Annotated in this window: 2 protein-coding genes; both read left to right on the top strand. The window is 53.2% G+C overall.

Annotated features, from left to right (window positions below; genetic code table 11):
* Positions 1-43: 43 nt before the first annotated feature.
* The gene (locus SH302x_RS17815; protein WP_479363812.1) at positions 44-15,007 is read left to right on the top strand and encodes a cadherin domain-containing protein; all 14,964 of its coding nucleotides are present in this window, start codon (positions 44-46) and stop codon (positions 15,005-15,007) included.
* 33 nt (positions 15,008-15,040) lie between these two features.
* Positions 15,041-16,396, top strand: coding sequence for an NAD(P)/FAD-dependent oxidoreductase (locus tag SH302x_RS17820; RefSeq protein WP_479363813.1), 1,356 nt, complete (start codon positions 15,041-15,043; stop codon positions 16,394-16,396).
* Positions 16,397-16,425: the final 29 nt, after the last annotated feature.

The following is a 16,425-nucleotide window of genomic DNA, read 5'->3' on the forward strand; positions in this document are numbered from 1 at the left end:
CCCTTCCACTGGGGAATAGGATTTCCAGTTGACGATCGAATCTATGAAACGTCTCACAAAAATAAGTGACCAGAAAGCTGAAAGCTGGAATGCGCGGATAAACCTGCTGCGTGGCTACATCCATCAATATATTTTTGGCACGAAGCGTCCAAACCAAGTCGACGCGGTGGTGATCGAACCACGAATTCTATTTAGTGGTACCCCATTTCCCATCGAGGATATGGCTTACGATCCTGCCCTGGAAGATTATGCAGCGGTGCAGCAAACGTTCAGTTTAGATGTCTCGGAATCGGAACTTCTCGCCAACACAAGTTATGCAGAGGAGTCGGTTGACGCTGACGTATACCATGAATTGCTTCCCCACGAACCGTTGCAGATTGACCCAGCGTTCGACCATCTGGACACGTTGGTTGCCCAGATCGAAGCAGAGGCGGAGCATGAAACAGGCGAGGTCCAAGACGCTAGCGTATTGACGACGCTGTGGCAGGACGACGGCCCTGCACTGGCGGATTTGAATCATCCAACCGTGGGGCTGACCGAGCCGATTGCGGTAGTGTTCATTGACTCGGGTTTAGAGAATTATGAACAAGTACTGTTTGATCTGCAGGACAAGAGCAATTCCGGACTGTGGCGGATTGTCGTCATTGATGCGCAGAGCGATGGGCTTACGCAAATCACAGCGGCTTTGGATGAGATTTCGACGCCCGTCAGTGCGATTCACTTCTTAAGTCACGGTACCGATCGCGCATTGAAATTGGGGAGTACTTGGATTGATTCCAGTGTTCTCGCTGCCCGACAATCGGAGATTGCGCAGTGGGGAGCAGTCTTGCAAGAAGATGCCGATTTGATGTTCTACGCGTGCGACCTTGCCAGCACATCTCAGGGCCAAGCTCTCTTGCAGACGATTTCGGATCTAACGGGAGCGGATGTCGCGGCGAGCATCGATTCGACGGGGCTTGCAGAGTTTGGCGGCAATTGGATCTTAGAGTATCAGATTGGTGAAGTCAGTTCGGAGATTGTCGTCAGCGCCAGCCTGCAGTCGGCTTGGCGTGGCCTGATGGCGACCTTTACTGTGACCAATACCAACGATAGCGGTGCAGGTTCATTGCGGCAAGCGATCCTGGATGCCAACGCGCTGGCCGGACACGATACGATCAATTTCAATATTACCGGTAGCGGTGTCCACTCCATCCTTGTGTCTAGCAGGTTGAATATTTCGGATACCGTCACCATCAACGCAACGACGGAATCAGATTTCGCTGGCATGCCTCTGATCGTGATCAGTGGTACTGACTCAGTTGCCAACGGTTTTACTCTTATTTTGGGTAGTTCTGGCAGCACGATTCGTGGATTCAACATAAGCGATTTCACCAGTGCAGGAATTGAAATCTATTCCAGCAATAACGCGATCGTCGGAAACTTCATCGGTACCGACCATGCGGGTAACGCAGATTGTGGCACTGGCAATCACCTTGGCATCAACATCTACAATGGTGCAAATGATGTCATTGGCGGTACAACAACACTAGATCGGAATATCATTTCCGGCAACGACAATATTAGAATGCGATCGAATGAAGTAGACGCTGCATGTATAGAACTAAGTATCCTCTCCAGTGGCACTCCATTACCCATCGAAGACGTAGGATATCAAGATGCAACTTTTGACTTTATGTATGAACTTGTTTCTCAAATCCATACTGAATCGAAACATGAAGAGGTCGATGGCACAATCCAAGCTGAATCATCGAGCCAATGGCTGGACCAGGGAGCAATTCATGATTCGCGAACGATTGCTGAATCGCATCGCACTGAAATCGTTTTTATAGACGCCGACCTAAATGACGTTGAGCAAATTATTGCCGATTTGCAAGGCCGGAATACCATTGGGGCATCGATACATATCGCATTCATCAACTCCGACCAAGACGGATTGGGCCAAATTGTGGACTACCTGTCGACGATTGGACAGCCGATCGATGCTATTCATATCTTTACGCACGGATCCAATGGTGCAATCCAGTTGGGGAATACATGGCTCACTAATGATATTCTTGACGATCATCATGCGACCTTTGCGAACATTGGGAACGCGCTGAGTGAGAACGGGGACATTTTAATTTATGGCTGCAACGTTGCATCGACTGACGCTGGCAAATCTCTTCTGCATTCTCTTTCCGAACTAACAGGAGCTGATATCGCGGCGAGTATTAATTTAACAGGGCATGCGCAGCAATCCGGCGACTGGGAGCTTGAGTATCAAATTGGATTGATTGACACCGCCGTGGTGTTTGGAAGCGATCTGCAAGCGAGTTGGCAACACGTTCTCGCGAATATAACCGTAACCACGACCAATGATGAGAACAACGGGACGACCTCCAGCATTGCAAACCTTCAATCCAACCCGGGCGGCAGTGGGATATCGTTACGGGAAGCGATTATTGCGGCTAATAACACTGCGGGATCGGACACGATCTACCTTGGCGCGGGCACATACAACTTAACCATTGCAAACGTCGCGGAAGATTTGGCCGCACAGGGGGACCTAGACATCCTCACGAATATTACCATCATCGGTTTGTCTCCGACTCAAACAATTATCAACGCTTCGTCGTTGGGAGATCGTGTATTTCACGTCTTTGCTGGAGGTACACTCACGTTAAGTTCGCTGACGATTACCGGAGGTAGCGGGGGAAATTATGCAGGCGGCGCTGTTTACAATGTTGGCACGCTTAATGTAACGGATGTGGTGTTTCACTCTAACACTGCAGCTAACACAGAAGGCGGCGCCATATATTCGAGCGGAACGACTTCGCTAAGCCGTGTAAGTTTCGTCAATAGTAGCGCCAATTCTGGCGGGGCGATTAATATTGCAGGTGGAACGACCACCATCGTGAATGCGACGTTTACCGGCAATACTTCGGCCTATGACGGTGGTGCAGTACGAATTACCGGAGGCACGGCGAATATTTCGTTCACAAGTATCGCTGACAATGATGCAACATCTGGAAACGGCGGTGGCATTTTCCGTTCGGCAGGAACGTTGAACCTCAGCAGTTCCATTATCGCGGACAATACCAGTCAATGGGGTGGGAAGGACGTCCACGGAGCCATTACCTCCAATGGTTATAATGTAATTGAGAACTATTCAGGATTTACATTAGCGGGTAACGACGTTTCGTTGAACGTGGATTATCCCACAGTGACCCTGGACACGGCGTCAGGTCAATATTACTACTCCATCTCCGTAGGTGGACTGGCGCAAAATAACGGTAATCCATTGGGGGCTCCTACAACGGATATACGTGGCATAGCACGCGACGGATCTCCTGACATCGGATCGTTCGAGTTGAGCAGCGCTCCAGTCTTAGACGCTTCGAAAAGTCCGACGTTAGTGTCACAGAACGAGGATTCAGGCGCGCCCTCCGGAGGGGTCGGGTCGCTGATTTCCAATTTGGTCGACCTCGCGACTCCAGCAGGACAACTTGACAATGTCACCTATTCGTCAAATTCGGCAATCGGAGTCGCGATAACTGCCGCTGACACGACAAATGGTATTTGGTGGTACAGTATCAATGGCGGGACGAATTGGTTTGCGCTCGGAGCTGTGAGCAATGCGAATGCTAGGCTTTTGTTCGCCGATGCAAACACAAGGCTATATTTTCAGCCCAACGCAAACTACAACGGTACGATTTCCAATGCGATCACATTTCGTGCATGGGATCGTACGTCGGGTAGCAATGGCGGTCTAGCAAACACAACCACAAACGGAGGCAATACGGCATTCTCAGCGGCCACAGACACTGCTAGTCTGGTGATTAATGCCGTAAACGACGCGCCGGTGAACACATTGCCCGCCTCGTGGACTGTCGCAGAAGACGGCACGCTGGTCCTAACCGGAATCAGTATCTCTGATGTTGATGGCGGCAGTGGAACATTCCTGATGACCATAAGGGTTGGCTCTGGAGTTCTTAACGCGGCGTCTGGCGGTGGTGTCACAGTAACAGGTTCTGGAACTAGGACAATTTTGCTTTCGGGCACGATGTCCAATCTCAACGCATACTTGGCTAGCGCTTCTACACCGACGTTTACACCTGAACCGGACAATAACGGAGCAGTCCAGTTAGAAGTGGTCACGTCCGATGGTGGCAACACTGGATCTGGCGGAGTGTTAACGGACACCGATTCTCGGAATATCTATATTACAGCGGCGACAGACGCATTCAATGACAGCGTCAGCACCAACGAAGACACTGCAACGACCATTACAGTGTTCAGTAACGATACATTTACTAGCTCTGGCAAGATCATAACCGCAGTAAACGGCAATGCTATAACGGCTGGCGGAGCAGCGGTGATTATAACCGGAGGTCAAGTCTCGCTAAATCATGCCGGTCAACTTCTGTTCACGCCAAATGCAAATTACAACGGTGCCCCTTCTTTTACTTATACGGTTCAAACCTTTGCAACGGGAGCACTAAACTATCAATTTTTTGATGGTGCACCTGCGGGAATGACGGTCGACAATATCCCAACTTCCGGTGGAACAGTCGGTGTTGACGCAAACTTCGAGGTCTCTGCAATCGCATTGGCGCTTACAGGCAGTGATGATACGTTTTCGTTGCGATACACTGGCGTCATAAAGATTGACACCGGCGGCACTTATACATTCTTTACCGGATCAGACGACGGCTCGGCGCTTTATATTAATGGCACCAAGATTGTCAACAACGATGGCACCCATGCGTTTGCAGAACAAAGCGGCGCGGTTGCTCTCGCCGCAGGTGAGCATACGATCGAAATCCGTTTTTTCGAGAACACAGGGTCCGAAAGTCTCACTGCGAGCTATAGTGGCCCTGATACTTCAATGGTCAAGACGTCGCTGATGCAGTCTGGGGCCGTGGGAAGATACGTCACAGAAACGGCAACTGTTACGGTAACGGTTCACGCAGTTAACGATGCACCGGTACTAACGCCCTACGGGCCGCAATATAACACCACCGAAGATGCAGCACCCTTTAGCGCTACCGTAGCTACGCTGATTTCATCCAGCGTAACGGATGTCGATGCTGGGGCTGTGCAAGGTATCGCAATTTACAGCATAACTGGCTCGGGAGGGGCACTGCAGTATAGCATCAATGGCGGCTCAACTTGGTTAAACGTTGGTGCCGTCGCAGGCAATAGCGCACTTTTGTTGCGGTCAACAGACTTAGTACGATTTGCGCCCGATGGCCAAAATGGGGGGACGCTGCTGATAACGTATCGCGCTTGGGATCAGACTAGCGGTACTTTTGGTACCAAGGTCGATGCCAGTGTGACAGGCGCGACCACCGCATTCAGCACAGCCAGCGACGTGGTCACAATTAACGTCACATCGATTAATGATGCGCCAGTGCTGGACAATTCGGGCACGATGACGCTGACGACGATCACTGAAGATCAAATCAATAACAATGGTCAATCGGTCGCATCCGTGATTGCATCCGCGGGCGGTGATCGCATTACGGACGTCGATAGTGGCGCCGTGAAAGGGATTGCCATTACATCAACATCGAATGGAAACGGTACGTGGCAATACTCTACCAATGGCGGCACGAATTGGACAAATGTGGGTGTCGTCTCCAACACGTCAGCTCTTCTGTTGCGAGCCACCGATTTGATTCGTTTCGTTCCGGACGGTGCCAACGCCACTACCGGCGAGATTACCTTTCGCGCTTGGGATCAGACTTCCGGAACTGTGGGGACCAAAGTCTCAACAGCCAGCAACGGTGGAACCACCGCGTTCAGTACTGCGACGGAAACCGCGTCCATCCTTGTCACCGATGTCAATGATGCCCCGGTCCTTGATCCTTCACGCACGCCAGTATTAGTATCGATCAACGAAGACGCGGGCTTGCCAGTTGGAGCAGTCGGAACACTGGTCTCATCACTGGTTGATTTCCAACTGCCCGGTGGACAAGTCGACAATGTGGCGGATGACGATATCGGTGCACTGCTAGGTATCGCCATTACCGGAACCAACTCGACCAATGGTACGTGGTACTATTCGACCGATAACGGAGCGAACTGGGAAGTAATGGGCAGCGTCAGCGATGCCAGCGCGCGACTGCTGGCTGCCGATGCGAATACACGTATCTACTTCGCACCTTCCGCAGACTACAACGGCACAATCAACGATGCGATTACGTTTCGCGCTTGGGATCAGACCAGCGGTAGTAACGGTGTTTTGGCAGACACGACAACCAATGGTGGTACAACAGCCTTCTCCATAGCTACCGATACGGCTGGACTTACGATCGTAGCGGTCAACGATGCGCCAATCGCAAATCCTGACACCGCCATCGCCGTTGAAGCGGGCGGAGTTGCAAATGGTACTGCAGGAAGCAACCCAACCGGTAATGTCCTGACGAATGATACGGATGTCGACACGGGCGACACCAAGGAAGTGATCGGTGTCGTCGCCGGAATCGAGACGAACGCAAACGGTTCAGTCAATGCGTCTGTATCGGGCACCTACGGTAGTATCACCATCGCCGCGGATGGAACCTACACCTACACCGTTGATAACACTAACCCGGCCGTTCAAGCACTCAACGTCGGTCAGACACTGAGCGATACCTTCACCTACACGATGCAAGATAGCGGCGGTCTGGCCAGCACCACGCAAATCACCATCACGATTGAAGGAGCTAACGACGAACAAGTAATCGCCACCAACACCGGCTCCACCGTCGACGAAGGTTCCGTCGGCAACGTGATCACTAGCAGCATGCTGCAAACGACCGACGTCGACAACACCAATAGCCAACTCGTTTACACCATCTCTGCACTGCCCACGAACGGAACTCTGCGTCTAAGCGGAGTGGCGTTATCCGCCGGTTCCACCTTCACCCAAGCCGACATCGACGCTGGTCTGGTCACTTACGACCATGACGACTCGCAAACGGCGACCGACAGCTTTGAATTCACCGTCGACGATGGCAGCGGCGTGGCCTCATCGGGCACCTTCAACTTCGCTATCACCAACGTCAATGACGCGCCGGTCGCTGCGAACATCGAATCCGCTCCGCTGAGCTACACCGAAAACGACGGGCCAGTCGCGATCACATCGACGATCAGCTTCAGTGACGTTGATGATACTCATATCGAATCGGCAACGGTCCAGTTCACTTCCGGATACAATGCCGACGAAGATACGTTGTCGTTCACCAACCAAAACGGTATCACAGGAAGCTACAACTCCACAACTGGCACCTGGACACTCACTGGTTCCGCCACGCTGGCTCAGTACGAAGCCGCCATTCGTAGCATTACGTACTCGAACTCGAGCGAGCATCCCGATACGACGACGCGCACGATCAGCTTCACTGTCAACGACGGCGAGGCCGACAGCAACATACTCACACGCGACATAATCATCACTCGCGTCAACGATGCGCCAATCGCAAATCCTGACACCGCCATCGCCGTTGAAGCGGGCGGAGTTGCAAATGGTACTGCAGGAAGCAACCCAACCGGTAACGTCCTGACGAATGATACGGATGTCGACACGGGCGACACCAAGGAAGTGATCGGTGTCGTCGCCGGAATCGAGACGAACGCAAACGGTTCAGTCAATGCGTCTGTATCGGGCACCTACGGTAGTATCACCATCGCCGCGGATGGAACCTACACCTACACCGTTGATAACACTAACCCGGCCGTTCAAGCACTCAACGTCGGTCAGACACTGAGCGATACCTTCACCTACACGATGCAAGATAGCGGCGGTCTGGCCAGCACCACGCAAATCACCATCACGATTGAAGGAGCTAACGACGAACAAGTAATCGCCACCAACACCGGCTCCACCGTCGACGAAGGTTCCGTCGGCAACGTGATCACTAGCAGCATGCTGCAAACGACCGACGTCGACAACACCAATAGCCAACTCGTTTACACCATCACTGCACTGCCCACGAACGGAACTCTGCGTCTAAGCGGAGTGGCGTTATCCGCCGGTTCCACCTTCACCCAAGCCGACATCGACGCTGGTCTGGTCACTTACGACCATGACGACTCGCAAACGGCGACCGACAGCTTCGAATTCACCGTCGACGATGGCAGCGGCGTGGCCTCATCGGGCACCTTCAACTTCACGATTACCAACGTCAATGACGCGCCGATTCTGGACAACACGGGCACGATGACGTTGACTGCGATCACCGAAGATGAGATCAATAATAGCGGCAACACGGTTGCCCAGATCATCGCCAGTGCAGGCGGCAATCGAATCACGGACGTTGACCCAGGTGCGTTACAAGGGATCGCCATCACGTCGCTCTCAAGTGGCAATGGCAACTGGCAGTATTCGCTCGATGGCGGTGCTACCTGGCTGGCCGTTGGAGTCGTCGCTGGGGACAACGCACTACTTCTGCGCGACACAGATCTCATTCGCTTCGTGCCCAACAGTGAAAACGGCACGACAGCTAGCTTTACGTTCCGCGCATGGGATCAGACCAGCGGCGCTGCGGGCGACAAAGCTGATGCGTCCGCCAACGGTGGCACAACCGCGTTTAGTACGGCTGTCGAAGAAGCATCGATCAGTGTTAGTTTCGTGAACGATGCGCCGACGATCACGGCCAACACGTTCTCGATAGGAGCCACCAATGAGGATACCGCTTCGACGCCCGTGACCGCCAGCTCGCTGCTTTCCAGTGCTAACTACAACGATGTTGATTTCGGTGCGGCACCCGGAGTGGCCATCACTGCGGTGACCGGCAATGGAACTTGGCAATACTCGCTCAATGGGACTACTTGGACCAACTTTGGCCCGGTTAGCGCGGCCAACGCACTGTTGCTCGATGGCACCGACTTGATTCGTTACCTTCCCAATGGAATCACAGGAGAGACCGCTTCGCTTTCGTTCCGTGCTTGGGACCAGCTAACGGGCGTTGCGTCGAGTTCTGGTGTGCCGCAGTATGCTAACCCCGGTGTTGGCGGCGGAACAAGTTCCTTCAGCGCCGATGTCGCAACAGCCCAGTTGACAGTCACCGATGTTAATGATGCACCGGTGTTAGACAACTCGAGTCCCTTCGTGATGAACAGCATCACCGAAGACGAAATCAATAATCCAGGTCAAACCGTCGCCTCGATCCTGGCCTCGCTAGGCAATGACCGATTGACTGATCCCGATGGTGCTGGTTCCTTAGAAGGTATCGCCATTCGTACCCTGAGCGGCAACGGAACTTGGCAATATTCGCTCAATGGCGGAAGCAGTTGGCTCAACGTCGGCGTGGTTTCCAATACACAAGCTCTCCTGCTGCGAGACACGGACCTCGTTCGCTTTGTCCCAGACGGGCAAAACGGAACATCCGCCAGCTTTACCTTCCGCGCTTGGGATCAAACGAGCGGAACAGTTGGGACGAAAGTCAATGTCAGCGGTGGCTTCAATGGCGGGACCACTGCGATAAGCAATGCGATTGGCACCGTCAACTTAACGGTCACCGATGTCAACGATGCTCCGATTGCGAATCCTGACGCGGCCATCGCCGTCGAAGCGGGCGGGATCGGCAATGGAAACTCGGGAACGAATCCGACAGGCAATGTCTTGACCAACGACACCGACGTCGACACCGGCGATACCAAGACGGTCATCGGTGTCGCCGTTGGGTCCCAACCTGACGCTTTGGGCTTTGTTGGTGAGGCCCTCTCAGGTGCCTACGGTTCGATCACCATCGCCGCCGATGGAACCTACACCTACATCGTCGACAACAACAATGCGGACGTACAAGCGCTCCGGACCACGGCCAATACACTGTCCGACGTCTTTACCTACACGATGCGTGATACCGATGGGCTAACCAGCACCACTCAAATCACCATCACCATTCAAGGGGCCAACGATGCGCCGCACGATATCACTTCGGGTTCACTAACCGTCGAAGAGAATGCATCCAACGGAACCATCATTGGCTCGGTCGCGGGCGTTGACGTCGATGCAGGTGAGACATTCACGTACACCTTGGTCAGCAATCCCGACGATCGTTTTGCGATCGGAACATCGACTGGACAGATCACCGTGGCCGACGGTAGTTTACTGGACTACGAAGCGGCGACTGAGCATACGATTCGCGTACGAGTGACCGATGCGGGCGGGCTTTGGTATGAAAAAGATTTTGTTATTCAACTGATCGATGTGAACGAGTTCAGTGTCAGTACGCCAACCGACTTAAATCTATCCGACAATGAGATCGACGAGAACGTGGCAATCGGCACCGCCGTTGGGATCACCGCCAATGCATTCGATCTCGACGCGACCAACAACACGATTACCTATAGTCTGACCAGTAATCCAGGCGGACTGTTCCAAATCAATCCGACCACGGGTGTTGTGACCACTGCCGCTGCGATTGATCGTGAAGTTCACGGTGCAACGCGCAGCATCACGGTCCAAGCGACCTCCAGTGATGGATCGACGGCAACACAAGTCTTCGAGATCACGATCAACGACGTCGATGAGTTTGATGTAAGCGTACCAACCGATGAGGATGCGTCGCCGAACCAAGTCGACGAGAACGTCGCGATCGGCACCGCCGTCGGCATCACCGCCAATGCATTCGATCTCGACGCGACCAACAATACGATCACCTACAGTTTGACCAGTAATCCAGGCGGACTGTTCCAGATTGATCCAACCACGGGTGTTGTGACCACTGCCGCTGCGATTGATCGTGAAGCTCACGGTGCAACACGCAGCATCACGGTTCAAGCGACTTCCAGCGACGGATCGACGGCAACACAAGTCTTCGAGATCACCATCAACGATCTCGATGAGTTTGACGTAAGCGTACCAACCGATGAGGATGCGGCACCTAACCAAGTCGACGAGAATGTGGCGATCGGCACCGTCGTCGGTATTACCGCCAATGCGTTTGATCTCGATGCGACGAACAACACGATCACTTATAGTCTGACAAGTAATCCAGGCGGACTGTTCCAAATCAATCCAACCACGGGTGTGGTTACTACCGCGGCGACGATTGATCGTGAAGCTCACGGTGCAACGCGCAGTATCACGGTCCAAGCGACTTCCAGTGATGGATCGACGGCAACACAAGTCTTCGAGATCACCATCAACGATCTCGATGAGTTTGATGTAAGCGTACCAACCGATGAGGATGCGGCACCGAACCAAGTCGACGAGAACGTAGCCATCGGAACCGCCGTTGGGATCACTGCGAATGCATTCGATCTCGACGCGACCAACAACACGATTACCTATAGTCTGACAAGTAATCCAGGCGGTTTGTTCCAAATCAATCCAACCACGGGTGTGGTCACAACCGCGGCTGCGATTGATCGTGAAGTTCACGGTGCAACGCGCAGCATCACGGTCCAAGCGACCTCCAGTGATGGATCGACGGCAACACAAGTCTTCGAGATCACGATCAACGATCTCGATGAGTTTGACGTTGGACCCGTCACCGATACCAACTCCGGGGCTAACTCGGTAGCCGAAGACGCTGCCATCGGCACGGCGGTTGGCATCACTGCGTTCGCGCAAGATCTCGATGCTACCAACAACTTGATCACTTATACGCTCGACAACGACGCCGGCGGGCTCTTCAACATTCACGCCACCAGTGGTGTCGTTACCGTTGCCGCAGAACTCGACTATGAAACAGCAACTTCGCATCAAATCACGGTGCGAGCCACCAGTGCCGACGGATCGTTCTCGACGGAAGTCTTCACGATCTACGTTACCGACGTCAACGAATCCGCCGTCTCGCCAATCTCTGATAGCAATGTGGATGCGGACTTTGTGCTGGAGAACAGCGCGATTGGATCCGAAGTGGGCATTACGGCCTTCGCAACTGACGACGATGGAACCGACACCGTAAGCTACTCATTGGACCTCGATGCCGATGGACGATTCGCGATTGATCCAACAACCGGCGTGGTTACCGTTGCCGGAGCCATCGATCGCGAAGCGGCCGCTAGCTACAACATTACGGTTCGAGCGACTTCCACCGACGGATCGTTCACCACTCGCATCTTCACGATCGCGATTGGTGACGTCGATGAGTTTGATGTCACGACTCCAACCGACGTGGACAATGCGCCGAACCAAGTCGACGAGAACGTCGCTATCGGAACCGCCGTTGGTATTACTGCGAATGCGTTTGATCTCGACGCGACCAACAACACGATTACCTATAGTTTGACCAGTAATCCAGGCGGACTGTTCCAAATCCATCCGACCACCGGTGTTGTTACTACTGCTGCGGCAATCGATCGTGAAGCTCACGGTGCTACGCGCAGCATCACGGTTCAAGCGACCTCCAGTGATGGATCGACAGCAACACAAGTCTTCGAGATCACGATCAACGATCTCGATGAGTTTGACGTAAGCGTACCAACCGATGAGGATGCGGCGCCGAACCAAGTCGACGAGAACGTAGCGATCGGCACCGCCGTTGGTATTACTGCGAATGCATTCGATCTCGACGCGACCAACAACACGATTACCTACAGTTTGACCAGTAATCCAGGCGGACTGTTCCAAATCAATCCGACCACCGGCGTTGTCACAACCGCGGCTGCGATTGATCGTGAAGTTCACGGTGCAACGCGCAGCATCACGGTTCAAGCGACTTCCAGCGACGGATCGACGGCAACACAAGTATTCGAGATCACCATCAACGATCTCGATGAGTTTGATGTAAGCGTACCAACCGATGAGGATGCGTCGCCGAACCAAGTCGACGAGAACGTGGCCATTGGAACCACCGTGGGCATCACTGCCAATGCATTTGATCTCGACGCGACCAACAACACGATCACCTACAGTCTGACCAGCAATCCAGGCAGCCTGTTCCAAATCAATCCAACAACGGGTGTGGTTACTACTGCTGCGGCTATCGATCGTGAAGCTCACGGTGCTACGCGCAGCATCACGGTCCAAGCGACTTCCAGTGACGGTTCCACCGCAACGCAGACATTCAACATCACGATCAATGATCTCGATGAGTTCGATGTCACGACGCCAACCGACTTTGACATTGCGCCGAACCAAGTCGACGAGAACGTAGCGATCGGAACCACCGTGGGCATCACTGCCAATGCATTTGATCTCGACGCGACCAACAACACGATCACTTATAGTCTGACCAGTAATCCAGAAGGCCTGTTCCAGATTGATCCTAACACCGGTGTTGTTACAACCGCGGCGGCTATCGATCGTGAAGCTCACGGTGCAACGCGCAGCATCACGGTTCAAGCGACCTCCAGCGATGGTTCCACCGCAACGCAGACATTCAACATCACGATCAATGATCTCGATGAGTTCGATGTCTCGACGCCAACCGACTTGGACAATGCGCCTAACCAAGTCGACGAGAACGTCGCTATCGGAACCGCCGTTGGTATTACTGCGAATGCGTTCGATCTCGACGCGACCAACAACACGATCACCTACAGTCTGACCAGCAATCCAGGCGGACTGTTCCAAATCAATCCGACCACCGGCGTTGTCACAACCGCGGCGGCTATCGATCGAGAAGCTCACGGTGCTACGCGCAGTATCACTGTCCAAGCGACCTCCAGTGACGGATCGACGACCTCGCAAACATTCACCATCACGATCAATGACGTCAATGAGTTCGGTGTCACCGCGCCGGTCGACATCCAACCAACGCCTAATGCAGTACAAGAGAACGCCGCCAATGGGACATTCGTTGGGCTTACCGTGTCCGCAGTCGATGCAGATGCGACCAACAATAGCGTCACCTATTCGCTGGTCCAAAGTGCAAATGGACGATTCGCGATCGATAGCTTGACGGGTGTGGTGACCGTTGCCAATGGATCGCTCCTAGATTTTGAAACTGCAGCTTCGCACGAGATCATCGTGCAAGCGTCCAGCCAAGATGGATCGACGGCGACGCAAAGCTTTATAATCCAAGTGCTCGATGTCAACGAAGCTCCTACGGCAAGGGCCGAGTCCTTTGTGACCAATTCGATTACGCCGATCAATCTAGCGGCTCCAGGTCTGCTGGCTAACGATACCGATCCCGAGAATGATGCGTTGCAAGTGGTGCTTACACGGGGTCCATCGCGTGGCTCGTTGGTCATCAATAACAATGGTGAAATGATTTATACGCCTGCGGCTGGTTTTGCAGGGACAGTCAGCTTTGATTACTACGTAACGGATGGCTTCTTGCAATCGGCGGTAGTTACCAGCACGATCCAGATCAATATCTTGGCCAACTCGGGATCGCCAACTTCAAGTTCATCGTCCAGTGGTTCCGGCACCAGCAGTTCTTCGTCGACCAGTTCGTCTGGAGCGAACTCTGGCAGTTCTTCGGGCACCAGCAACACAAGTTCGTCTAGTTCCAGCAGTCGAAGTGCGAGTGCGAAAGAGGCCGAGGGTAGTTCGGCTAGCGGGACGCCAAGCGGTGTTGATCCTGAAGCAGCCGCAAACGGCAACGGTACAGGTTCTGCCAATCGTGATACTGCTCGTCAAACGGTGGGAGCGAATGTGATGCAGGACGAGTCGAAGTTGCAAGCGGGCGAGATGCAAAAGCGATCCGATAGCGAACCAATTCGACTCTCCGGCAACGCCTCGCGGGAGTTCAGCCGATTAACCAACGTCGTTGGTAACTTTAACACCGACACGCTGCGGGTTTGGAAGCAAGATTCGTTCAACAGTTCTATTTCGGTGCGTACCGTTGAGCGATACTCGCCCGACACTGCAGAGCGGTATGAGTCGAGAGATTTAGAAGTTGACAAGAACGCATTCAATATCGAGAACGTGATGTTAACGACGGTGTTGAGTACGGGTGTGGTGATCTGGGTTGTGCAAGGGGCCCAGTTTGTGGCGACGGTAATGTCGACCGCTCCTGTTTGGACGCAATTGGACCCGCTGATTGTCATCTCGCAGGAACGTGCTAGAGTTGGTAAAAATGAAGAGGAAGAAAAGTCCTTGAGTATTTTCGACGTCGATCGAAAAAGAACGAATCCACAATGAGTGACGAAAGCGTCCCAAGCACAATGATTGTAGATGAATAGCACTGAAGTTTCGCCTGGAAAGCGATGGGCGGTCATAGGCGGTGGAATTCTGGGGCTAGCAGCAGCACTGGAGTTGCGGAAACGTGGCCAAGAGGTCACGATCTTTGAAGCGGCACCTGGGTTGGGCGGGCTAGCAAGTGCATGGCAAATCGACAACGCCACGTGGGATCGCTACTACCACGTGATTCTGCTCTCGGATTCCGTCTTGCGGGGGCTGCTGAATGAGTTGAAGCTGGACCAAGAGATTCAATGGGTACAGACGCGGACAGGTTTTTACGCTGACGGAAAGCTACACTCGTTGTCGACGTCGATCGATTTCCTGAAGTTTCGGGTACTGAATCTCTACCAAAAATTCCGGCTCGGCAGCACGATATTCTACGCTTCCAAGATCAAGAACTGGAAAGCGCTGGAGTCGATGACGGTCGAGCAGTGGCTGCGGCGTTGCAGTGGTAATTCGACGTTTGAAAAGGTATGGCTGCCGCTTCTGCGCGCCAAACTGGGAGACGCTTACCGTCGAACATCCGCGGCCTTTATTTGGGCTTATATCGACCGCATGTATAAAGCCCGACGCAGTGGCATGAAGCGTGAGATGTTTGGCTATGTTCCTGGCGGATATGCTCGCATCTTGGACGCGATGCAGCAGCGACTTCATGCCGCCGGTATAACCATCCAGTTGAACGCGCCGGTGCAGCGTGTAAGCTACGACGCCAACAGCCAACAGCTTCAGGTGCTTGGCGGCCATGATCAAGCGATGTCCGACAGCTTCGATCGCGTTTTAGTGACATCACCAACCAATGCCGCAGCGCGAATATGCGAAACGCTTACCGATTCCGAACGTAAACGCCTGGAACAAGTCGAATACCTCGGAGTGATCTGCACGTCTTTCTTATTGAAAGAGCCGCTGGGGGGCTATTACGTGACCAACATCCTGGATGATTGGGTGCCGTTGACGGGCATCATTGAAATGGGATCGATCTTACCACCCGAAAAGCTGGGCGGACACTATCTTGTTTACTTGCCGCAATACATGCTCAGTGATGATGCGCGATTTCATGAAGATGACTCCGTGATCCATGAACGCTGCTTGACGACTTTGGAGCGGATGTATCCAGCTTTCCATCGAGACCAAGTGACGGCGATTCAAACGGCTCGAGCAAGATCGGTGATGGCAATTCCGACTCTCAATTACTCGCAGAATCTGCCGCCGGTGTTAACAGAAACACCAGGGCTGTACCTTTTGAACTCTGCACGTATCGTTAAGGGCACGTTGAATGTCAACGAAACGCTGGAGCTCATGCATGAAGAGCTGGATGCAATCGTGTGGCCCCACCACAGGCAGTTGAAGTAAGCTTTGTTGTTAGGCTAGCGGCATTTAAA

Source organism: Njordella calcicola (assembly GCF_056494125.1).